22 protein-coding genes are annotated in these 20683 nt (G+C 70.1%); 13 read left to right on the top strand and 9 right to left on the bottom strand.

What is annotated here, in order from left to right:
* Nucleotides 1-47 precede the first annotated feature (47 nt).
* From C472_RS16375 to C472_RS10605, 6 genes are all read left to right on the top strand, one after another.
* A protein-coding gene (locus tag C472_RS16375; protein ID WP_152420633.1) for an IS630 family transposase occupies nucleotides 48-1048 on the top strand; the annotation gives its coding sequence in 2 pieces (ribosomal slippage) (nucleotides 48-540 and nucleotides 540-1048; 1002 coding nt in all).
* A gap of 221 nt (nucleotides 1049-1269) precedes the next feature.
* Nucleotides 1270-1536, top strand: a complete 267-nt coding sequence (locus C472_RS10625; protein ID WP_008581793.1) for a hypothetical protein — start codon at nucleotides 1270-1272, stop codon at nucleotides 1534-1536.
* A 4-nt stretch (nucleotides 1537-1540) separates the two neighbouring features.
* Nucleotides 1541-1675 (top strand): DNA-directed RNA polymerase subunit P, encoded by a 135-nt coding sequence (locus C472_RS10620; RefSeq protein WP_004049526.1) that lies wholly within the window; start codon nucleotides 1541-1543, stop codon nucleotides 1673-1675.
* Between the two features lie 21 nt (nucleotides 1676-1696).
* Nucleotides 1697-1960 (top strand): KEOPS complex subunit Pcc1, encoded by a 264-nt coding sequence (locus C472_RS10615; RefSeq protein ID WP_006629833.1) that lies wholly within the window; start codon nucleotides 1697-1699, stop codon nucleotides 1958-1960.
* 114 nt (nucleotides 1961-2074) lie between these two features.
* Nucleotides 2075-2461, top strand: a complete 387-nt coding sequence (locus C472_RS10610; protein WP_006629832.1) for a prefoldin subunit beta — start codon at nucleotides 2075-2077, stop codon at nucleotides 2459-2461.
* 4 nt (nucleotides 2462-2465) lie between these two features.
* The gene (locus tag C472_RS10605; RefSeq protein WP_006629831.1) at nucleotides 2466-2750 is read left to right on the top strand and encodes a DUF3194 domain-containing protein; all 285 of its coding nucleotides are present in this window, start codon (nucleotides 2466-2468) and stop codon (nucleotides 2748-2750) included.
* 119 nt (nucleotides 2751-2869) lie between these two features.
* Here C472_RS10605 and C472_RS10600 read toward each other — a convergent pair whose 3' ends face one another.
* The 5 genes from C472_RS10600 to C472_RS10580 form a co-directional block, all read right to left on the bottom strand.
* Entirely contained in the window at nucleotides 2870-3424 is a 555-nt protein-coding gene (locus C472_RS10600; protein ID WP_006629830.1) for a GMP synthase subunit A, read from the bottom strand.
* Nucleotides 3425-3528: 104 nt separating this feature from the next.
* Nucleotides 3529-5082 carry a tRNA pseudouridine(13) synthase TruD gene (truD, locus tag C472_RS10595; RefSeq protein WP_006629829.1) on the bottom strand — a complete coding sequence of 518 codons (1554 nt, stop codon included), beginning with the start codon at nucleotides 5080-5082 and terminating at the stop codon, nucleotides 3529-3531.
* Nucleotides 5083-5421: a peptidyl-tRNA hydrolase Pth2 gene (pth2, locus tag C472_RS10590; protein WP_006629828.1), complete on the bottom strand. Its 339-nt coding sequence runs from the start codon at nucleotides 5419-5421 to the stop codon at nucleotides 5083-5085.
* Between the two features lie 126 nt (nucleotides 5422-5547).
* Nucleotides 5548-6366, bottom strand: coding sequence for a bacteriorhodopsin (locus tag C472_RS10585; RefSeq protein ID WP_006629827.1), 819 nt, complete (start codon nucleotides 6364-6366; stop codon nucleotides 5548-5550).
* Nucleotides 6367-6563: 197 nt separating this feature from the next.
* A complete protein-coding gene (locus tag C472_RS10580) occupies nucleotides 6564-8096 on the bottom strand; it encodes a phytoene desaturase family protein (protein ID WP_006629826.1) in 1533 nt (510 codons plus the stop codon).
* Between the two features lie 134 nt (nucleotides 8097-8230).
* On the opposite strand from C472_RS10580, the gene C472_RS10575 reads away from it, so the two are divergent.
* From C472_RS10575 to C472_RS10550, 6 genes are all read left to right on the top strand, one after another.
* Nucleotides 8231-9097 carry a helix-turn-helix domain-containing protein gene (locus C472_RS10575; protein ID WP_006629825.1) on the top strand — a complete coding sequence of 289 codons (867 nt, stop codon included), beginning with the start codon at nucleotides 8231-8233 and terminating at the stop codon, nucleotides 9095-9097.
* Between the two features lie 102 nt (nucleotides 9098-9199).
* Nucleotides 9200-9625 carry a cupredoxin domain-containing protein gene (locus C472_RS10570; protein ID WP_006629824.1) on the top strand — a complete coding sequence of 142 codons (426 nt, stop codon included), beginning with the start codon at nucleotides 9200-9202 and terminating at the stop codon, nucleotides 9623-9625.
* 9 nt (nucleotides 9626-9634) lie between these two features.
* A complete protein-coding gene (locus tag C472_RS10565; protein WP_006629823.1) occupies nucleotides 9635-10477 on the top strand; it encodes a sulfite exporter TauE/SafE family protein in 843 nt (280 codons plus the stop codon).
* A gap of 1 nt (nucleotide 10478) precedes the next feature.
* The gene (locus C472_RS10560; RefSeq protein WP_006629822.1) at nucleotides 10479-13055 is read left to right on the top strand and encodes a heavy metal translocating P-type ATPase; all 2577 of its coding nucleotides are present in this window, start codon (nucleotides 10479-10481) and stop codon (nucleotides 13053-13055) included.
* A 74-nt stretch (nucleotides 13056-13129) separates the two neighbouring features.
* The gene (locus C472_RS10555; protein ID WP_006629821.1) at nucleotides 13130-13576 is read left to right on the top strand and encodes a hypothetical protein; all 447 of its coding nucleotides are present in this window, start codon (nucleotides 13130-13132) and stop codon (nucleotides 13574-13576) included.
* Between the two features lie 138 nt (nucleotides 13577-13714).
* Nucleotides 13715-14500, top strand: a complete 786-nt coding sequence (locus C472_RS10550; protein WP_006629820.1) for an aldo/keto reductase — start codon at nucleotides 13715-13717, stop codon at nucleotides 14498-14500.
* 65 nt (nucleotides 14501-14565) lie between these two features.
* Here C472_RS10550 and C472_RS10545 read toward each other — a convergent pair whose 3' ends face one another.
* The 3 genes from C472_RS10545 to C472_RS10535 form a co-directional block, all read right to left on the bottom strand.
* Nucleotides 14566-15960, bottom strand: coding sequence for a PAS domain-containing sensor histidine kinase (locus tag C472_RS10545; RefSeq protein WP_006629819.1), 1395 nt, complete (start codon nucleotides 15958-15960; stop codon nucleotides 14566-14568).
* 134 nt (nucleotides 15961-16094) lie between these two features.
* A complete protein-coding gene (locus C472_RS10540) occupies nucleotides 16095-16334 on the bottom strand; it encodes a hypothetical protein (protein WP_006629818.1) in 240 nt (79 codons plus the stop codon).
* Between the two features lie 618 nt (nucleotides 16335-16952).
* Entirely contained in the window at nucleotides 16953-18758 is a 1806-nt protein-coding gene (locus C472_RS10535) for a S9 family peptidase (protein WP_006629817.1), read from the bottom strand.
* Nucleotides 18759-18931: 173 nt separating this feature from the next.
* On the opposite strand from C472_RS10535, the gene C472_RS10530 reads away from it, so the two are divergent.
* Nucleotides 18932-19981 carry a glycosyltransferase gene (locus C472_RS10530; protein ID WP_006629816.1) on the top strand — a complete coding sequence of 350 codons (1050 nt, stop codon included), beginning with the start codon at nucleotides 18932-18934 and terminating at the stop codon, nucleotides 19979-19981.
* 62 nt (nucleotides 19982-20043) lie between these two features.
* Here C472_RS10530 and C472_RS10525 read toward each other — a convergent pair whose 3' ends face one another.
* Nucleotides 20044-20679: a halocyanin domain-containing protein gene (locus C472_RS10525; protein ID WP_006629815.1), complete on the bottom strand. Its 636-nt coding sequence runs from the start codon at nucleotides 20677-20679 to the stop codon at nucleotides 20044-20046.
* Nucleotides 20680-20683 lie beyond the last annotated feature (4 nt).

Here is a 20683-nt window from a genome sequence, read left to right as displayed (position 1 = left end):
TATAGTAGTCGATAGAATTTTTTACTCGGAAAACTATGTTGTCTGTAATGGACCACCTCAACGAGATCTCCGTCGAGGAACTCCAAGAGGCGCTTGACAATGTTGATGGAAACAAGCCGACTCAACGGCTGTTAGCTGCGATCGCGTACAAAAACGGCGTCACGCAAACCGAACTTTCCGAGTGGTACGACACAGAGCGAAAAACGATCTATAACTGGCTCAACCGACTCGATACCGACGAACCGCTTGAACAAGCTGTTACAGATGATCACCGGTCTGGTCGAAGACGAAAACTCTCAGAAACACAACAGCAAGAGTTTGAGCAAACAGTCCACGAATCACCTCAAGAGATCGGCGTTGACGCGCCGGCGTGGACGCCGGCGCTCGCACAAGAATATCTTGAAGAAACGTACGGCGTCAACTACTCAATCCCAAGCTGCCGGCGGTTGTTGAAAGAGGCGGGATTGAGTTATCAGAAACCACGCCGTTCAGCGTCTGAATCCGACGAAGACGAGCAAGACGAGTTTTACGACGAGATCAAAAAAAGCGGCGGGAAATGGATGCCACAGTAGTCTGCATCGATCAAACCAAGAAATCTGTCCGAGTTGAGCCGCGTGCCGCGTGGTTTCCGCGCGGCACGCGGCCTTCCGTCGAATTATCTGGCCAACGGGACTGGACGTGTCTACTGGGCGCGATCACCGAAAACGGTGATCGCTTTTTCTCTCGATTTACAGAGTACATTACCGCTGATCACGCAAAACATTTCATTTTAGCACTATGTGAAGAATTTGAAGATAATTTGATTGTTGTTCTCGATGGAGCGTCGTATTTTCAGGCATCGGCCGTCACGGACCTAGCGGCCCGTGACGACCTCGCCTTCGTGACGCTTCCTTCATATTCGCCAGAATTGAACCCAGTCGAAGAATGCTGGAGACAGCTCCAAGCAGCTCTCAGCAACCGCTTTTTCGACTCACTCGACGAACTTACAACAGCGATCGACAGTGCTCTTGATCAGCTCTCGATTCCAAAAGTGAGTAATTATTTCTAGTAACTACTATANCTCGACGAACTTACAACAGCGATCGACAGTGCTCTTGATCAGCTCTCGATTCCAAAAGTGAGTAATTATTTCTAGTAACTACTATAGCATAAAAGGACGAAGTGCGCGACGGGCGCGGTGAACCGGGAGGCTCCGGCGCTCTCGAAGGCGGCCATCGCCCGCCGCGACTCGTAGCCTTTTTACCCGCGCTGGCGGTAGACGGACTCACTATGGCTGAGGACAAGGCACGAAGCACCGGGAGTGCGGGCCGATTCGGTGCCCGCTACGGCCGGGTCGCGCGCAAGCGGGTTCAGGACATCGAAGAGGAGATGCGCAACGCCACCGTCGACGGTGACGACGTCACGCGCAAAGGCACCGGCATCTGGGTCAACGAGGAGACCGGCGAGACGTTCACGGGCGGCGCGTACCGCCCCGAGACGCCCGGCGGTCGCACCGTCCGCCGCTCCATCCGCGCCGCGCTCGCCGACGAGGAGTAGGACGATGAGCTACAAGTGCTCCCGCTGTAAGCGCGACGTCACCCTCGACGAGTACGGCGGCGTGCGCTGTCCGTACTGCGGCCACCGCGTCCTGCTGAAGGAGCGCGGCGGCGACGTGAAGGAAGTCAACGTCGAGTAACGCCGTCTTTCTCTTCGGACCGTGACGGCGACGCGACCACACGAGACGGTCCTCTCCGTTACCTACCCCTCCGAGCGACGCGCTCGCGTCGTGGCCGACGCGCTCGCTCCCGAGGTGGGCGAGATCGACGACGCCCGCTCGACCGCGACCGTCGACCGCGACGGGAGCGCGGTCCGCGTCCGCGTGCGCGCCGACGACCTCGTCGCCCTCCGCGCCGGCGTCAACAGCTGGTCGCGGCTCGTCGCGGTCGCCGAACGCGTCGGGGCGAGGGCCGATCGGACGTAGCGCCCAGACACCGATAACGGCCTCTCTCGGGGCTGTCACGACCGCATGGCCCGTCGTCGGAGAAGTCGGGGGTTTTTCCGTCCGGGCCGCGTCCGTCCGTCCATGCAAGGGAATATGCCGCCCGAGGCACAGGAGAAGATAGAGGAGCTGCAGGAGCTTCAGGAGACGGCACAGCAGGTCTCCGAGCAGAGAGAGCAGGCGCAGTCCGCCTTGAACGAGTCGAAGACCGCCCTCGACGCCCTCGAAGACGTCGACGAGGACGCGGGGATGTACCGAGAGATCGGTGAGGTTCTCGTCGAGACGGACTACGAGTCCGCCTACGACGACCTCGAGAACAAGGTCGACTCGCTCGAGGTCCGCGTCGAGCAGCTCGAGAAGCAGGAGGAGCGCGTCGAGGAGCAGTTCGACGAGCTTCAGAGCGAGCTCCAGCAGATGCTCCAGGGCGGCGCTGGCGGCGGCGGCCCGATGGGACCGGGCGGTCCGGGCGCTGGCGGCGCGTAAGGCCGTGACCGACGACGCGAGCGACGCCTCGGAGCCGGTCGACGCGGACGGGCCGGACGACGACGAGGTCGTCCGCACCGCCGCGGAGGCGGCCGAGGGGATCGTGTTCAAACACTACGACCAGTCGACCGTGACGGACCTCGACATCACCGTCACGTTCGAGGACGGCGTCCTCGACGTCGACGTCTACCTCAACGCCCCCGAAGACGCGGATCCGGACCGGGAGGCGGTCGCGCAGGAGGCGGTCGAGACCGCGGGCGAGGCGGTCGACGAGCTGTTCGCGGAGTAACCGCCCGCCGGTCTCGGTCGCGCTCGATTTTCATCGCCTTCGATTCACCGACTACCGAGCCGCGGCTATCTCTCTTCGCGCGTCGCCGCGACCAGCCGCTTCCTGAGCGTGGCCTCGCCTCAGGCCGACTCGCAGATCGCGACGAAGTTCTCGAAGACCTCCTCGCCGCGCTCGGTGTGGGCGACCTCCGGGTGCCACTGGACGCCGTACAGCCCCGCGTCCGGGTCGGCCATCGCCTCGATGTCGCAGACGTCGGAGGTGGCGGTGCGGTCGAACCCGTCGGGGAGTTCGGTCACCTCGTCGGCGTGGGAGGCCCAGACGCGGGTCTCCGGCGCGAGCGAGCCGACGAGCGGGTCCTCGTCGTCGACGATCTCCACGTCGACGTCGGCGTAGCCGCCGTAGTCGCCCGACCCCACCGCGCCGTCGAGTTCGCCGGCGATCAGCTGCATGCCCAGACAGATCCCGAGGACGGGCACGTCGCCGTCGAGGTAGTCGGGAGCGTTTCCGACGCGGTCCATGTCCGGTCCGCCCGAGAGGACGACACCGTCGGCGTCGACCTCGTCGGCCGGCGTCTCCGCCGACACGATCTCGGTGTCGACGCCGAGGTCGCGGAGCGCCCGCCGTTCGAGGTGCGTGAACTGGCCGTGGAGGTCGATGACGACGATCCGAGTCATGGCCCCGATTGACGGCTGTCGCACAAAAACGGCTCGGAACGAAGCGCAGTATCGTGGTTATCTCGTCCGACCGAGCCGAACGATAATACACGAACGCGGATCGGTCAGAGGTCGAGCGGGCCGGACTTCGTGAACTCCCGGAGCAGTACGGTCGCGTACGAGCCGCTCGGCAGCGCGAACCCGAACCGGGGGTCGCCGCCCTCGACCGACACGTCGAGGTCCGTCCGGAGGAGAATCGCCCGCCGGGTGCCCTTCGAGTCGAACTCGCCGGGCAGCGCGAAGTCGCCCGGCTCGATCCCGGCGGCGGCGAGCACCTCCCGCTCGATCTCGCCCGGCTCGCCGTCGCCGAGCTCCGTCTCGGTGCCGACGAGCGGCGCGGTGACGAACGCCCGCCCGCGCTCGCAGTGCCGCGAGACGGTGTCGACCCGGTCGGCGTCGACGCGCTGGAGCCGGTCCGCGTCCGGCGCGTACAGCTCCCCGGGCGCGTCGCCGTCCGCGAAGCAGACCACGTCGCCCGCGACGGGGCGGTCGAACGGCAGCCCCCGCCGCAGCCGCTCGCTCACGACCCGGTTGAACAGGTACGACTGGGCGGCGTTGACGAACAGCCGCTGGAGGTTCGAGGGCACGGCCTCCAGCGCGTGCCACCAGTCGTCGTGGTCCGGGGGCGCGTCGGGGGCGACGCCGCGGTCGGCGAGCCGGTGGACCATCGAGCGCTCGAACCGGAGCTTGCCGGGGATCTCGTCGAGACAGGCCGCCCAGTCGCCGTCGCCAGCGCCGTCCGCACTTCCCGAGCCCGAACCGTCGTTCGCGGCGTCGCTGTCGTCGGCCGTCCCGCCGGGCTCGTCGCCGTCGGACTCCCCCTCACCGCTCACGCCGAACGCCGCGTCGACGCGGTCGCGCGCGGCCCGCGTGTCGTCCGGCTCCGTCGCCGCGGGGTTGCCCGCGTACAGCCGGACCGCCTCGCGTGGGTCGTTCCGGGCGATCGCCAGCCCGACGACGTGCGTCACGGGCCGCCGGCTGCCGAAGCGCTGCTGGCCGAAGTAGTTCGGGACGCCGACGGTCGAACGGATCGGGAACGCCGGGTCGTCGGAGGCCTCTGCCGCGTTCTCCGCGTCGCCCGCGTCGCTCCCCTCTGTCCCGCCCGCGAACGCCCGGAGGTCGCGCACCGCGGCGGCGACGCGCCCGGGGGCGTCCTCGACCGCGTCCGCGACCCGGATCTCGAAGTCGTTGCCGGCGAGGTCGCCGAACGAGAGGGCCCGGCCCGCCCGGCCGAGCGCCTCGATCTCGGCCCCGCGGATCTCGGGGAGGTCGTCGGCGTCGACCCCGCGGACCGTGAACAGCTGCGTGGTCACCGCCCGCTTGTCCTTCGTCCCGGCCCACGAGACGCGCTCGCGGCTGACGCCAAGCGCGTCCGAGAGCCGCCGCGCGAAGTCGTTCGTGTCCCAGTCGCGGAGCGTCGCCCGGACCACCAGCTCCGGGTAGCTCCCGGTGTCGGCGTTGAGCGGCTCCGCCTCGAACGCCTCCAGCTCCCGGACCCGGAAGTCGTCCGGCGACTCGCGCAGGCGACCGCCGATCCCGTCCGCGCCGCTGACGTAGTACTCGATCCCGACCGCTCGCTCCGTCGGGTGCGCCTCGCGGAGCGCGTGTTCGGAGGCCATTCAGTACAGCGAGAGGTCGCCGGTCACGCGGTCGACGCCCTCGTCGCGGGCCGGGCCGACCGCGAGCGCGGTGACGGTCCCCGGGTCGAGCTGAGTGTGGCCGGCGTCGCGGACGATCGCGTACGGTAACCCCTCCTTGTCGGCCTTGTCGGCCAGCTCGAACAGCTGGCTCTCGGAGTCGCCCTTGAGGACGACCTTCTTCTGTCCCTCTCCCTGCCACTTCTTGCGGGCGCGCCGGCCCGCGTCCTGGTACGCGGACAGCGACGCGTGCGCGACCTGCGCGGCGAGTTTCCCCTCGCCCATGCCGATGTCCGTCCGGGCGACGATGGCCTGTTTCATGTCTCCACCCACCGCCGCCGCGGGTTTAGCGCTTCCCTCTCGGCGGCCGTGGCCGGGGCTTGCGGACGTGGTACAACAAAAAGGAGAACCGCGAGATCGACCGCGACGTCGGGAGCGACCGCCCCGTCAGTCGTCGGCCGGCGCTGCGCCGCCGCGGGAGGCCGAGCCGAGGCCGGCGGCCATGTCGGCGACCGTCCGCTCGTTGTTGACGACCCACCGCAGCAGGAGGAACGCGAAGAGGTACTTCGCGATGATGTCCATCCCGCTGTAGGCCCACGAGGTGATCGCGATGTCGAGCACTGCGAGCCCCTCGGCCCCGAGCGCCCAGAAGATCGGGTAGCCGAGCCAGAGGACGACGGTGAGCACCTTCAGCGTGTTGAAGATGTCCGCGGTGCCGGCGACCTCGGCGTCCTTCGCCCACTCCGCGAGCAGGATGTACAGGACGACGACGAAGAACGCGCAGCTGATCCCGTACCAGATCCACCGAAGGAGGTACGAGGAGGTGGTCAGCGCGGCCGCCAGCCCGGTGATACACATCCCGACGTCGGCCACCACCGCGGTGAACAGCTTGCTCATGTTCGACCCCGCGAGGAGGCCGAGCGCGATCAGGATCATCGGCGTCGAGAACGCCCACGTGAGGTAGCGCCCCCACGGGGTGAACACGCCGCCCTCCGGGCCGGCCCCCATCCCCGCGAGCGCGTGACCCGCCGGCATTTCGAGGAATCCCACTGTGAGTCCGGAGACGAGGCCCGTGTAGCTGGATATCGACACCAGCGGTACCATCAGCGTCGCCACGAAGATCAGCTGCGCGCGCGGGTCCTCGACGTTCCGCCCCATGTAGACGAACAGGAGGATGGAGAGGCCCGCGAGCGCGATGTTCACCCACAGCGACGCGCTCAGGAGGGTGTTGTCCTGAATGAACTGGAATATCTCTGTTTGGGTCATTTCGAGCGGGACTGTTCCGCTTGCGAGTAAGTCAGCCGCTGCTGTTTCGATCATGCGTCGTTCGAAACCAACGTGGCGAATTTATTAAATGTACTAACCTGACTGGTAAGGGTTTCTTGACTGATTCCGATCTCTGCGGTGCTTATTCGAAATGATCCGGTTTCTCCGGGGAAGAGTAGACGAACGTCCTTTCTTGCTCACCGTCCGACCAGCGGGAGGCGGTCGAGCGGCCCACCGGCGACGTCGGCCGCGACCGCGTCCGCGCAGTGTTCCCCGCCGAGCAGACACATCGGCACGCCGATCCCCGGATTAGCGCTCCCGCCGACGTAGTAGAGCCGGTCCGTCCCCCGGACGCGCGGTCCCGGTCGGAGCGGTCCGGTCTGTCGCATCGTGTGCGCGAGGCCGAGCGCGCTCCCGCCGGGCTGATCGAACCGGTCCGCGAACTCGGAGACGCACGCCGACTCCTCGACGACGATCCGGCCGCGGAGGTCGACGCCGGTCCGCGACGCCACCGCCTCTAAGACCCGGTCCCGAAGCGCCCGCCGCCGCTCGGGCGTGTCGTCGAGCCCCGGCGCGAGCGGGACGAGCGTCACGACCGCCTCGTGGCCGTCGGGCGCGACCGACGGGTCCGTCCGCGACGGGACGTTCACGTACACCACCGGCTCGGTGTCCTCGGTCGGCCACGCGGGGTCGTCGAATATCGCCTCGAAGTGCGGGTCCCAGTCCGTCGGGAGCGCGAGCGTGTGGTGTTCCAGTTCCGGTAGCTCGCCCTCGACGCCGAGGTACAGCAGGTGCGCGGCGGGTCCGTACGTCCGCCGCTCCCAGTAGTCGCCGAGCCGCGGCACCGTCCCCTCGGGGAGCAGTTCGCGCTCGACGTGCGCCGGCGGCGCGTTACAGACCACCCGGTCGTGGACGTACCGGTCCCCGCCGAGTTCGACGCCGACGCCGTCGTCGAGCGGCTCCAGTCCCGTCACCGAGACCCCCGTGTGAACGTCCGCCTCGGCGTCGCGCGCGACCGTCTCGACCGCCTCGACGACCTCGTACATCCCGCCCTGCGGGTAGTAGACGCCCAGCCCGTAGTCGACGTGGCTCATCAGCTGGTACAGCGCCGGCGTGTTGTGCGGCGACCCGCCGAGGAACACGAGCGTGTACTCCAGCAGCTGTCGCAGCTTCGGGTGGTCGACGTACGAGCGCACCCGCTCGTCGAGGCTGGAAAGGAGATCCAGCTCCCGCCCGCCGGCGACGACGTCGAGCGAGAGGTAGTCGCGGAACCGCGACCGGCCGGGGAGCACGAACCGGTTCATCCCGGCGTCGTACGCTCGCTCCGCGTCGTCGAGGTACTCGCGGAAGGCGTCGCCCGCCCCCGGCTCGTACGACTCGAACAGGTCGGCCGCCGCCGCCGGGTCGGCGGGCACGTCGGCGCGGTCGCCGTCGTCCCAGAACACGCGGTAGTGCGGGTCGAGCCGCTCTAACTCGTAGAACTCCGCGGGCGACCGACCGAAGTCGTCGAAGAACCGCTCGAACAGCTCCGGCAGCAGGTACCACGACGGCCCGGTGTCGAACCGGAACCCGTCGACTTCGAGCCGCCCGGCCACCCCGCCGACGCGCTCGGCGCGCTCGTACACCGTCACCTCCGCGCCGGCGGCCGCGAGGTACGCGGCCGCCGAGAGCCCCCCGATGCCGCCGCCGACGACTCCCACCGACTGCCCGCGGAGTGCCTCGTCGCTCATGTGTGCGGTACGGGCTCGTCCCGTGTGAGTCGTTGCCAACTCTCGTCGGGATTTTATGAGACCGATCGCCGACCGCCCCCGAGGCGTACTCGTTCGGCTCGCTTTTTTTCCCTGTTCGACCGCACGATCGAGGTATGGGACGGCGGTCGCAGTCGTCTGATTCCACGCCCGCCAGCGCCGTCGACTCCGGCGCGAACGGCTCGGCGGGGTCCGACAGCGTCGCCGGTTCGAGCGCGCCCGACGCCGGGTCCCCGGACGCCGGATCGACGAACTCGGAGTCCGCTGACGCCGGCTCGGCCGACGCCGACGGCGACAGCCACGCCGACGCGGGCCCGGTGCGGGGCGCTTCAGACGCGTCGTCGACCGCGGCGGCGTGCGGCGACGCCGGGGTGCGCGTCGAGGTCGTGGTCCGCGACCCGACGCCCGCCCCGGTCGCGGAGGCGCTGCCGCCGGGGGCGGTCGCAGAGGACGTCGACCGCGTCCGCGTCGACGGCGCGGTCGTCTCGCAGTTCCGCGCCGACCGCCGGGTCGACGCGGAGCTCGTCTTCGACGGGGGCGACGAACTCGTGTACCGCTGCCGGAGCGGCGCGGCGGGTCCGTTCCCCGCCGACGCCGTCGAGGCGCTCGGCTATCCGGTCTCGTCGGTCACGGTCCGGACGGCACCCGACCGCGTCAGACTGGGGCTGTCGCTGCCGGCCGCCGACCCGCTCGGCGAGGTGATCGACGCGCTGGAGGCGACGGGCGGGTCGGTGCGGCTCGAAAGGCTCACCAGCTCCGGCGGGGCCGACACCCGGTCGGATCCGGTCGTCGTCGACCGCGGACGGCTCACGGAGCGACAGCGGGAGGTGATCCGGACCGCCCAGCGGCTCGGCTACTTCGAACACCCGCGCGGGGCGAGCGCGACGGAGGTCGCGGACGCCATCGGCATCGCCCGCGCCACCTTCTCGGAACACCTCGCGGCGGCGCAGCGGCGCGTCTTCGAGGACCTCGTCGGCGGGTGAGGGCGGGCGCGGTCGGGCGCGGTCGGCCGGCGACGGCACGTCCCCTTCTCACGCGACGGGGCCGACCGCGATATTGAAACCGTCCAAGCCCCGAGGTGGGGTATGTACCGCAGACGGTTCCTTCGGCGGGCCGGTGCCGTCGGGAGCGCGGCGACGACCGTCGGGCTCGCCGGCTGCGCGGGCGTCGGCGGCGAGCCCGACCACGACGTCGGCATGCTCGCCACCGCGTACGAGCCGCGGCAGATCACGGTCTCGGTCGGCGACACCGTCGTCTGGCAGAACACGAGCGCGCGGGCCCACACCGTCACCGCGACTCCGGGCGGGATCCCGGACGCCGCCGAGTTCTTCGCCTCGGGCGGCTTCGGCGACTACGAGTCCGCGCTGTCCGGGTGGCAGTCCGACTTCGGCGGCATCCTGGAGAGCGGCGACCGCTTCGAGCACACTTTCACCGTCCCCGGCACGTACGAGTACGTCTGTATCCCCCACCGCGAGGGCGGCATGTACGGGACCGTGATCGTGGAGGAGTGAGCCGCCCCGATGTCCCTCCCGTCGCTCCTCGGAACCGACGTGCTGCTGTTCGCCGCGATCGGGCTGCTCGGCGGCGCGCACTGTATCGGGATGTGCGGCCCGCTCGTCACCGTCTACGCGAGCCGGATGGACCCCGACGCCGGCCGGACCGACGGCGGCGCGGCGGACGCCGGCCGCGGCACGGGCGCGGCGACCGGTCGCGAGGGACACCTGACCACCTACGAGGTCCGCCAGCACGCCCTGTTCAACCTCGGGCGCGCCGCGAGCTACGCGACGATCGGGACCCTCCTCGGCGCGCTCGGCGGCGCGGTCCTCGTCACCACCGCGACCCTGACGGGCGCTGCCGAGGCCGTCCGCGGCGGGGTCGGCCTCCTCGTCGGCGCGGCCGTGATCGCCGTCGGCGTCCGCTACCTCCTCGGCGGCGCGACCGGCGGGGTCCACCTCCCCGGGCTCGAACGCGTCACCGGCTGGCTCACGGGCCGCGTCGACCGGCTCGCGAACGGGCCGGGGATCGTCGCGCTCGGCGCTGTCCACGGACTCTTACCCTGCCCGATCCTCTACCCGGCGTACCTGTACGCGTTCGCGAGCGGCTCCGCGGTCGCGGGCGGCGTCGCGCTCGGCGCGCTCGGGCTGGGGACGATCCCCGCCGTCTTCGCGTACGGCACGCTGATCGAGAGCGTCGACCCCGCCTCTCGCCGCCGGATCCACCGGCTGCTCGGGGTCGCGTTCGTCGCGCTCGGCTACGTCCTGTTCGCGCACGGGCTGATGGCAGTCGGGGTTCACGTGCCGCACCCGCGGCTCCCGTTCTGGAACCCGCTCGACGTCGCCGGCGCGGGCCACGGGGGGATGTGAGATGAGCGGGAGCGCCCCCGCCGCGGGAACGGTCGACGACTCCGGAGCCTGTACCCTCTGTGAACTGCCGACCGAGGGCGTCGACGTCACCGACGAGGACGGCAACGAGTTCTGCTGTACCGGCTGCCGCGACGTGTACGCCGCCCTCGGCGACGCCGACGTGGACGCCGACGCGGTCCGCGAGCGCCGACGGGAGCGCGGGGACGCCGCGGGCGACGCGGACGGGAGAGACGCCGCCGACCCGGACGCCGCGGGCGACGCCGACCGCGACGTGCCGGACGGCCACGAGGCGACGTTCCTCGAGGTGGACGGGATGCACTGCGCCACCTGCGAGGCGTTCATCGAGACGGTGGCGACCGACGCCGACGGCGTCAGCGCCGCGAGCGCGAGCTACGTCACCGACACGGTGCGGGTCGACCACGACCCGGACGCGGTCACGGTCGCGGACCTCACGGAGACGGTCAGCGGGCTGGGGTACAGCGCGTACGCCCGCGACGACGCCTTCTCGCGCCGACAGGCGAGCAACATGGCGACCGCGCGGCTCGCGGCGGGCGTCATCGTCGGGATGGCGGTCATGCTGCAGTACATCGTCCTCATCTACCCGACGTACTTCGCGTTCCCCTTCTACAACGAGCGGACCCTCTCGTACCTCGACGAGGCGTTGGCGTCGACCTCGGGCACGTACTTCTTCATCGTCATCGCCGTGCTGACGACCATCGTCCTCTTTTTCACCGGCAAGCCAATCTTGCGCGGCGCGTACGTCAGCGCCAAGACTCGCTCGCCGAACATGGATCTCCTCGTCGCCATCGCCGCGGTGAGCGCGTACCTCTACAGCACGCTCGCGGTGATCTTCGTCGACTCCCCGTCGATCTACTACGACGTGACCGTCGCGATCGTCGTGATCGTCACGGTCGGCAACCACTACGAGGACTCGGTGAAGGACCGCGCGACGGAACTGCTCTCCGAGGTCACCGCGGTCCAGGTCGACGACGCGCGCCGACTGACCGGAGACGGGGAGACGGAATCGGTCGCCGTCGACGCGCTCGAACCGGGCGACCGCCTCCTCGTGCGCGCCGGCGAGCGGATCCCGGTCGACGGCGAGGCGGTGGACGGCGACGCCGCGGTCGACGAGTCGGTCGTCACCGGCGAGTCGCTCGCGGTGCGGAAGGTCGCCGGCGACGCGGTCGTCGGCGGCTCGGTCGTGACCGACGGGTCGCTCACGGTCGCGGTCGGCCCGGACGCGACCTCCAGCCTCGACCGCGTCGCCGAACTGGTGTACGACCTCCAGAGCGGGAACCACGGCGTCCAGAAGCTCGCGGACCGGCTCGCGACGGTGTTCGTCCCCGCCGTCCTCGTCATCGCGGCCGTCGCCGCCGCCGCGTCGCTCGCGCTCGGCGGGACCGGGACCGACGCGATGCTCGTCGGACTCACGGTGCTCATCGTCTCGTGCCCGTGCGCGCTCGGGCTGGCGACCCCGCTCGCGGTCGCCGCCGGGATCCGCGACGCCTTGGAGCGCAACATCGTCGTCTTCGACGACACCGTCTTCGAGCGGATCCGCGAGGCCGACACCGTCGTCTTCGACAAGACGGGGACGCTGACGACCGGCGAGATGCGCCTGACCGCCCGCGAGGTCGACGACGACCTCCTCCGGCTGGCGGCCGCGCTCGAATCGCGGTCCGCGCATCCGGTCGGACAGGCCATCGCCGCGGCGCGGGACGCGGCCGATGCGGTCGACGACGGCCCGGGCGAGACGCCCGGTGACGGCGCGACCCCGGCGGTCGCGGACGGCGGCGCGGCGGCGACGGACGCGCCGGGCGGGGGATCGGACGCCCTCGGACCGACCGTCGAGTCCTTCGAGAGCCACGCCCGCGGCGTCTCCGGCGTCGTCGACGGGGTCGAAGTCGTCGTCGGCCACCCGGACCTCTTCGACGAGCGCGGGTGGACCGTCCCGGACGCGGTCCGCGAGGCGGTCGCCGACGCGCGCGACGTGGGGCGCGTCCCGGTCGCGGTCGGCCGCGACGGTGCCGCCGAGGGGTTCGTCGTCGTCGGCGACGAACTGCGCGACGGCTGGGAGGAGACGGTGACGGCGCTCGATCGCTCGGGCGTCGAGGTGATCGTCCTCACCGGCGACGACGAGCGCGCCGCGACCGTGTTCGCCGACCACGACGCCGTCTCGTCGGTGTTCGCCGGCGTGCCCCCGGAGGGCAAAGCCGAGACGGTCGAGCGGCTGAAGGCGCGCGGCGTCACCGTGATGGTCGGCGACGGGACCAACGACGCCCCGGCGCTCGCCGCGGCCGACCTCGGGGTCGCGCTCGGCGGCGGCACCGCGATGGCGGCCGACGCCGCCGACGTTGCCATCGTCGACGACGACCTCGGCTCCGTGGCGACCGTCTTCGAACTCGCCCGCGCGGCCGGGCGGCGCGTGAAGGGCAACATCGGCTGGGCGTTCTGTTACAACGCGGTCGCCATCCCGCTCGCGGCGACCGGCCTGCTCAACCCCCTCTTCGCCGCGGTCGCGATGGGGGCGTCGAGCCTGCTCGTGGTGACGAACTCCTCGCGGGCGCTGCTGTCGGACTGAGCCACGGCGCTCGCCGCGGCCGCGCCCGACCGCCCGCCCGAAGGCACTTCTCGCCGGCGGCCGATCCGCCGCGCATGTCCCTCCACGAGGCCGAGAAGCGTCGGTCCCGCCGAGACGACGCGACGAACCGAGACCCGGACCGTTCCGACCCCGACGACGCCGCGGACGACGGCCCCGCCCGCCCGACCGGCGTGCCGCTCGTCGCGGCGCTGGCGTTCCTCAGCGGGCTGACGGACCTGCTGACCGCGGTGGCGTTCACGCTCGACGCGCTGCTCCTCCTCGCGGTTCCGATCGGCGCGATCGGGGCCGCGAAGTGGTTGGCCGCCGTCGAACTCGTCCGGTTCCGAGCGCACGGACTGGGCCTCGCGGTGCTGTTCTTCGGGTTCGGCGCTGCGGTGTCGGCGGCCGAACTGCTGTTCGCGGTCGGCACCGGCGGCGGGCTCCGGTCACCGATCGGCGAGCTCGCGCTCGACGTCGCGGTCATCGGGTACCTGTTCGCGGTCGCCGACGCCTTCGACTGACACCGGCGGCGCGTCCTGCGGCCGCCGCCCGCGACGCGGCCGCGTCCGCCCCTACCGCAAACTGTTTTCGGCTCACGCGAGTAGGCGAGAGCGATGACAGACCAACAGCAGCAGCCCGCGACGCCGACCCGGAACGGGATGCCGGTCCTCGGCCTCGGCACGTGGGAGAACGACGACCCGGCGCAGTGTACCGAATCGGTGGCGAACGCGCTCGACGCCGGCTACCGCCACGTGGACACCGCCCAGATCTACGGCAACGAGGCGGCCGTCGGGAAGGGAATCGCGCGGAGCGACGTCGACCGCGAGGACATCTTCCTCGCGACGAAGGTGTGGATCGACCAGCTGTCGCCCGAAGACGTGGCCGCCTCCACCCGCGAGAGCTTGGAGAAGCTCGGCGTCGACGCGGTCGACCTCCTCTACGTCCACTGGCCGGCCGGAGAGTACGAGCCGGAAGAGACGCTGCCGGCGTTCGCCGAACTGCGCGACGACGGCCTGATCGACCGGATCGGCGTCTCCAACTTCGAGCCGCACCACCTCGACGCGGCGACGGACGCGCTCGGCGAGACGCCGTTCGCGAACCAGGTCGAGATGCACCCGCTGCTCCGGCAGGAGGAGCTCCGCGAGTACGCCGACGACAACGGCGTCGAACTCGTCGCCTACTCGCCGCTGGCCCGCGGCGAGATCCTCGACGACCCCGAGGTCGTCGACATCGCCGAGAAACACGGCGTCAGCGCCGCGCAGGTAAGCCTCGCGTGGCTCCGCGAGTCCGGCGTCACCGCCATCCCGAAGGCGACCGGGATCGACCACATCCGCGACAACCTCGCGAGCCTCGACCTCGAACTCGACGACGAGGACGTCGCGGCGATCGACGAACTGGGCCGCACCGACCGGCAGCTGAACCCCGACTTCGGCCCGGACTGGTAGGACCGCCCTCTCGGTCGCGGTCGCTCCGACTCATACCGGCCGGTGTATAGCAAGACCGTCTCCCCTCACTTTCCGCCCGCGGGGAGCCGGATCGTGATCTCGTTGCCCCGCTCGTCGCTCGACTCGACCGCGACGGAGCCGCCCGACAGCTCCACGCTCCAGTAGACGAGCCAGAACCCCAGCCCGCTGCTGTGGTAGACGTCGGTCATGTCGTGGTCGCCGGTGAGGACGTTCGCCTCGACCGTCGGGATCGGCGCGTGGTCGTCTCGGACGACGATCTCGCCCCCGTCCGCCGTGCGGCGGAGTTCGACCGTCACGGTCGGCGCGTCGTCGTCGGCGTGTCGGACCGCGTTCTCGAGGAGTTCCGTCACCGCCGACCGCAGTTCGGTGCGCCCGTCGGTCACGACCGGATCGAGCGACCCGACCTCGATCGACGCCGCCGGGAACCGCTCGCCGACGCGCTCGACGGACTCCTCGATCACCTCGTCGAGGGCGATCGGCTCGCCGTCCCGGTGGTCGGTGATGAGCTCGATTACCTCGCGCTCCTTCTCGGCGGTCGCGAGGAGCTGTTCGCCGACGCGGCGGATCACCGCGGTGTGTTCGGTCGCGTCCGGGACCGCCGACTCGATCGTCTCCACCGTGCCGAGGATGAGGTTGAGGTCGTTCCGGAGGTTGTGTCGGAGCAGGTTGTCCATCACGACCAGCTGTCGCTCGCGCCGCCGCCGGTCCGTGACGTCTCTGGAGAACCCCGTAATGCGGACGACCTCGCCGTCGACGGTGATCGGCTCGCCCTGGATCCACACCCAGCGGTTGTAATCCTCGTCGGGGTTCACCCGGTGTTCGATGTCGACCGGGGTCCCCTCGGAGAGCCGTTCCATCGCCTCCCTCACCGCGGGGACGTCGTCGGGGTGGATCGCGTCGAGGAACGCGTCCGGGTCGCCCCGCAGCTCGGCGACCGACGTTCCGTAGATCTCCTCGTACGAGGGGTTCACGAAGAGGAGCTCCGACCAGTCGGCGTCGAACATCCAGAGCACGTCGCTGGAGACGGCGGCGATCTCTCGAAGGTGCGAGGCGACCTCCGCCCGCTCTCGCTCGGCCTCGACGCGGTCGGTGATGTCCCGAGAGCTGACGACGAAGCCGTCGAGCGCGTCGTCGGTGAGGTTCGACATGCGGCTCTCCAACCACACCCACGACCCGTCTCGGGTCCGGTGTCGGTACTCCGCCGTGACCTCCGTGAACTCGTCGCTCCGGACGGCCCCGCGGAAGGTGCGCCGCACGTCTTCCCGGTCGTCGGAGTGAACGTGTTCGAAGACGTTCGTCCCGACGAGCTCGTCCGGATCGAATCCGAGAATCCGCTTTACGGCCCCGTTGACGTACGTGTAGACGCCCCCCTCGTCCAAGAGGGCGACCTTGTCTTGGGCCTGATCGAGCAGCAGCCTGTGCGGCTGGGACCCGTTCATCCCCTCCAGTTCGTGTGCGTGTGCGTATAATCGTCACGGCTGTCCGGCTCCGTCGGGAGATCACGGACGAACCGCGGTACCGGGAAAGACCACGGCGCGACGGGACGCGCCCGGCCGGTACGAGTGGACTCCGTTTAGTCGTCGCTCGCCGAGAGGGCCTCCCGGATCTCTTCCAGCTTGAAATACGACGCGAGACCGAGTATCGTCACCGGCCACAGACCGACGAACTGCCCGCGCTGCTTGTCACCCCGCACGTAGTAGAAGTACAGCGCGAGCGCCACCGAACCCACTGCGGCGAACACCGCGGGTCCGAGTCCGTCGCCGTCGACCTCTTCGACTACCTCGACCGCCGTCTCTTCTGTTGTGTCGCTCACAGGTAGTTAATGCTGTAGACGGTGATATGTGTTTCCTTGCTGTGGGTCCCGCTCCGGGCCGCGTTCGTCTCACGTCGCCGCCGGCGGTGTCACGACGACCCGGACCGCTCTCTCCGGAACACGAGCACGAATATCAGGACCGACAGTACGATCATGACGGTCGCGAACGCGCGCTCGTCATCTACCACGGCATTGACCGGACTCGGAAGCATACATACGGTACGGTCTTCAGGCTAATGTACGTGGGTGTCGACGGCGACCGGGCCCCATCGGCACTGACACGGGCGACCCCGGACGAGCGGCAGCGTGTCTCTCTGACCGTCGAGGGCCGGCCCGCTCACTTGTGAACCGCACGAAACGATTTGAGTCCGAGGACCGTACTACGTCTATGCGTGACATCGACCCGGACACGCTGATGTTGGTGGCGGGCGTGGTGATCTCACTGATCGCGCTCTGGGAGCTATATCCGCTCTGGAGAGATCGAAGAACCGATCGACGGTGACGGCCGCCCCGTCCACACCGGGCCCGACTTTGGTGGCAGCGTCGCGCTGCCCTCCGGTGGCCACGGCGACGGGTATGGCTGTCGTGAGCGCGGCGACGAGGGACGGGCGGTGCCCGTCAGACGTGTTCGGCGAGGAACTCGACGATCCCGCGGTACGCCTCGATGCGGTTCTCCAGCTTCGCGAAGCCGTGCCCCTCGTCGTCGAAGATCAGCTTCCGGACGGGGACGCCCTGCTCGCGGGCCTTCTCGACGATCTGTTCGGCCTCGCCGACCGGGACTCGCGGGTCGTTCTCGCCGTGGAGGACGAAGAGGGGTGCCTCGATCCGGTCGATGTTGTTGATCGGGGAGACGGACTCGAGGAACTCGCGGTCCTCGGCGAGCGAGCCGTACTCCGCCTCGCGCAGCGAGCGCCGCCAGTCCCCGGTGTTTTCGAGGAACGTGACGAAGTTCGCGATGCCGACGATATCGACGCCCGCGGCCCACAGGTCGGGGTACTCGGTCACCGACGCGAGCACCATGAACCCGCCGTAGGAGCCCCCCATCGCGACGACGCGGTCCGGGTCGACCTCCGGGTGGTCGTGGAGCCAGCCGACCCCCTCCCGAACGTCCTTCACCGAGTCCATCCGGTTCTCCACGTCGTCGAGCGCGGAGTACGCCTTCCCGTACCCCGAGGAGCCGCGGACGTTCGGTTCGAAGACGGCGAACCCGTTGTTCAACAGGAACTGCGTGACCGAGGCGAAGGAGGGCCGCCGCTGCGACTCCGGCCCGCCGTGGATGTCGACGACGACCGGGTATCCCGACTCGGGCGGTTCCGTCTCAGGCACGGAGAAGAACGCCGGGATGTCGCGGCCGTCGAAGGTGGGGTAGTGGACCAGCTCGCGCTCGACGAACGAGTCGCGCGGGATCCCCGCGGTCGAGGCGCGCGTCCACCGCTCCGCCTCGCCGGTGGTCGCGTCGACGACGTAGACGTTCGCGTTGTGCGTGCTGCCCGTCGCGGTCACCGCGAACCGCTCGCCCTCGGGACCGAAGCTCACGCCGCCGGCGACGCCGTCCGGGAGGTCCGGCTCGGGGAGCTCGTCGATCCGGCCGGGACCCGTCAGCTCGCCGACCGTGAGTTCGGTGTAGCCGTCGACGTTCCGGGAGTAGACCACCCGGCGCGAGTCCTCGTCTATCGCGACGCCGTCGACGTTCCACTCGCCGCCCTCGGCGACGACGGCGAACTCGCCGGTCTCCAGATCGAGCCGCTCCAAGCGGAGCGTGTCGCTGTCGCGGTCGGTGACGAGGTAGACCCCCTCGCCGTCCGGTCCCCACTCGGGGCTGGAGTACCGCACGTCGCCCTCGTGGGGCGTGTGGTGGGCCAGGTCGCCGGTCGACAGATCGAGCGTGTAGAGGTCGTGGTCGAACGAGGAGTGCGCCTCGTGGACGATCAGGCGGTCGTCGCTCGGCGACCAGCCGGCGACCGAGAGCCAGCCGTCGCCCTCGAAGACGAGTTCGGCGTCGTCGCCGGTCTCGTCGCGCCCCTGAACGTACACGTCGAAGACGGCCTCGTCGCGGCGGTTCGACGCGAACGCGAACCGGTCGCCGGTCGAGTCCCACCCGCCCCACCGGTGTTTCGCCTCGGGCATCGCCGTCAGCTCCGTGATCGCGCCCGACTCGTAGTCGAGCCGGTACAGTTGCGCGCGCTCGTTGCCCCCCTCGTCCATGCCGAAGACGGCCTCCGACCGCTCCGGCGAGGAGTCGACGAAGGAGACGGACTCCTCGAAGAAGGTGTGCTGCTCCGGCCACGACTCCGCCTCGCGGACCGACCACACCTGTCCCGTCCCGGTCGTGTCGAGGAGGAAGGACAGTCGCCCGTCGGGGCCGAGGTCGGGGCCGCCCGCGTTCCGCACGTTGAGGTAGCGCTCGATGTCGTACTGTCGCATGCCACCCGGTTCCGCGCGTGACCGGAAACCGTTTCGGGTGACGGAACCCCGGCCGCGGTCGCGGCTCCGATTCCGCCGCCGTCGACCCGACAACCACTCCTCGGCCGCCGACGCGACCGGCCTCCCGGCCGGATGCCGTGTCTTTTTACCGGCCGCCACCGTGCGGTCGGCGTATGCGCGTCGCGTTCGTCTCGCTCTTCGCCCCCGGTCACGGGGAGACCCCGGCGCGGACGCGAACGCTCCGAACCGCCCGCGGGCTCGCCGACCGCGGGCACGACGTGGTCTGGCTCTGCGCCCGCTGGTGGGGCGGCGACCACGACGCCTTCGACGACGACGGGATCGAGTACCGCTCGGTCACCGCCGAGCCGGCACCGACCGCGTTCGCCGCGAAGCTCCCCCTCGCGCTCCGGCGCGTCGCCCCCGACGTGGTCCACGCCGTCAACAGCCCGCCGACGCCGGCGCTCGCGGCCACGGTCGCGGGGTCGCTCTCCCGGGTTCCGGTCGTCGTCGACTGGTGGCGCGACCACCCGGCCGACGCCCGCCGCTGGTACCGGCCGCTCGCGCGCCGCGCGGACGCCGTGACGACCCCCTCGCGGACCACCAAGACCCGCGTCCGCGAACACGGCGCGGACGGCGACGACGTGCGCGTCCTCCCCGAGAGCATCGACTTCGACGCCGTCGAGTCGGCGGGCGTCGACGACCGCTTCGACGCGGTGTACTCCCGGCGGCTCGACCGCCACGCCAACGTCGAGACGTTCCTCCTCGGGCTCGCCGAGCTGCGCGGCCGCGACTGGACCGCGGCCGTGATCGGCGACGGCCCGGAGCGCGGGCGCGTCGAGGCGACCGCCCGCGACCTCCGGATCGACGACCGCGTCGAGTTCCTCGGCGACCTTCCCGTCGAGGAGCGGCTCCCGATACTCAAGGGAACCCACGTCGCGGTCGCGACCGCCACGTGGGAGACGTTCGCCACAGATCTGCTGTGGGCGGTCGCGTGCGGCTGCGTCGCCCTCGTCGAGTACCAGGCCGATTCGAGCGCCCACGAACTCGTCGAGGGGCGCGAGCGCGGGCGGCTCGTGACGAGTCCGGCGGAGCTGGCCGACGAGTTCGTCGCGGTCGGTGACCTCGAACGCCGGGCGGTCGACCGCGAGTTCGCCGCCTACGACCACGCCGCGGTGATCGACCGCTACGTCACGCTGTACGAGGACCTGATCGGCGACGAATAGCCTCGGCAAATAGTTTCGACCGCTCGCGGCGGTCGACGGCGAAAACGTGACTGCGTCGTGCGTTACGCCTGTTCCTGCCGGGTGATCGACCCGCCGTACTTCATGAAGACGAACGCCAGTCCCAGCGTGCTCACCATCGCGATGAACGTCGCGACGCCCAGCGCTCGGGCGGCGTCCGGGACGAACACCGCGTCCGAACTTCCGCCGCCGACGTCGACGGTGGCGACGTCCTCACCGACGGCGAGGCCAGCGTGCATGCCGACCGCGGTGTGCGGGACGCAGTGGTAGTGGGTGATGCCGGCGTCTTCGCTCGACGTCTCGTACTCGTAGGTGGCTCCCTCCTCGCCGACGGGGTCGCCGCTGTCGAGGCTGGCCGGGCCGCCGCCCTCGACCGTCTGGACGTTGTGGTCGCCGCCGTTTCCGGTCCACTCCCAGGTGATCGTCGTCCCCTCGTCGACCCACACCAGCGTCGGGTCGAACGCGAGCCCCTGGTCGCCCGCGCCGACCGAGATGGTCACCGAGTCCTGCCCGCGGGCGTCCGTGTACGAGCCCACGTTCCCGACGGCGGCGCTCGGCCAGTCGGGTTCCACTTCCTGTGCAGCCGCCGTCCCCGCCGTCGCCGTCGCCGCGCCGGCGGCGGCCGCCGCACCGCCGGCCGTCCGCATGAACGCGCGCCGAGAGACGTCGTCCGAACTCATACTG

This window comes from Halorubrum tebenquichense DSM 14210, from assembly GCF_000337415.1.
In the GTDB taxonomy this organism is placed as follows: Archaea; Halobacteriota; Halobacteria; order Halobacteriales; family Haloferacaceae; genus Halorubrum; species Halorubrum tebenquichense.
This window is presented reverse-complemented; position numbering and strand designations above follow the sequence as displayed.

What these genes read in the sequence shown, in the direction of transcription:
- C472_RS10620 (WP_004049526.1), top strand. Translation starts at nt 1,541, where the DNA reads ATGAGCTACAAGTGCTCCCGCTGTAAGCGCGACGTCACCCTCGACGAG.
- C472_RS10575 (WP_006629825.1), top strand. Translation starts at nt 8,231, where the DNA reads ATGGGACGGCGGTCGCAGTCGTCTGATTCCACGCCCGCCAGCGCCGTC.
- C472_RS10555 (WP_006629821.1), top strand. Translation starts at nt 13,130, where the DNA reads ATGTCCCTCCACGAGGCCGAGAAGCGTCGGTCCCGCCGAGACGACGCG.
- C472_RS10565 (WP_006629823.1), top strand. Translation starts at nt 9,635, where the DNA reads ATGTCCCTCCCGTCGCTCCTCGGAACCGACGTGCTGCTGTTCGCCGCG.
- C472_RS10545 (WP_006629819.1), bottom strand. Translation starts at nt 15,960, where the DNA reads ATGAACGGGTCCCAGCCGCACAGGCTGCTGCTCGATCAGGCCCAAGAC.
- C472_RS10550 (WP_006629820.1), top strand. Translation starts at nt 13,715, where the DNA reads ATGCCGGTCCTCGGCCTCGGCACGTGGGAGAACGACGACCCGGCGCAG.
- C472_RS10525 (WP_006629815.1), bottom strand. Translation starts at nt 20,679, where the DNA reads ATGAGTTCGGACGACGTCTCTCGGCGCGCGTTCATGCGGACGGCCGGC.
- C472_RS10535 (WP_006629817.1), bottom strand. Translation starts at nt 18,758, where the DNA reads ATGCGACAGTACGACATCGAGCGCTACCTCAACGTGCGGAACGCGGGC.
- C472_RS10585 (WP_006629827.1), bottom strand. Translation starts at nt 6,366, where the DNA reads ATGACCCAAACAGAGATATTCCAGTTCATTCAGGACAACACCCTCCTG.
- C472_RS10570 (WP_006629824.1), top strand. Translation starts at nt 9,200, where the DNA reads ATGTACCGCAGACGGTTCCTTCGGCGGGCCGGTGCCGTCGGGAGCGCG.
- C472_RS10625 (WP_008581793.1), top strand. Translation starts at nt 1,270, where the DNA reads ATGGCTGAGGACAAGGCACGAAGCACCGGGAGTGCGGGCCGATTCGGT.
- C472_RS10560 (WP_006629822.1), top strand. Translation starts at nt 10,479, where the DNA reads ATGAGCGGGAGCGCCCCCGCCGCGGGAACGGTCGACGACTCCGGAGCC.
- truD (WP_006629829.1), bottom strand. Translation starts at nt 5,082, where the DNA reads ATGGCCTCCGAACACGCGCTCCGCGAGGCGCACCCGACGGAGCGAGCG.
- C472_RS10530 (WP_006629816.1), top strand. Translation starts at nt 18,932, where the DNA reads ATGCGCGTCGCGTTCGTCTCGCTCTTCGCCCCCGGTCACGGGGAGACC.
- C472_RS10610 (WP_006629832.1), top strand. Translation starts at nt 2,075, where the DNA reads ATGCCGCCCGAGGCACAGGAGAAGATAGAGGAGCTGCAGGAGCTTCAG.
- C472_RS10580 (WP_006629826.1), bottom strand. Translation starts at nt 8,096, where the DNA reads ATGAGCGACGAGGCACTCCGCGGGCAGTCGGTGGGAGTCGTCGGCGGC.
- C472_RS10600 (WP_006629830.1), bottom strand. Translation starts at nt 3,424, where the DNA reads ATGACTCGGATCGTCGTCATCGACCTCCACGGCCAGTTCACGCACCTC.
- pth2 (WP_006629828.1), bottom strand. Translation starts at nt 5,421, where the DNA reads ATGAAACAGGCCATCGTCGCCCGGACGGACATCGGCATGGGCGAGGGG.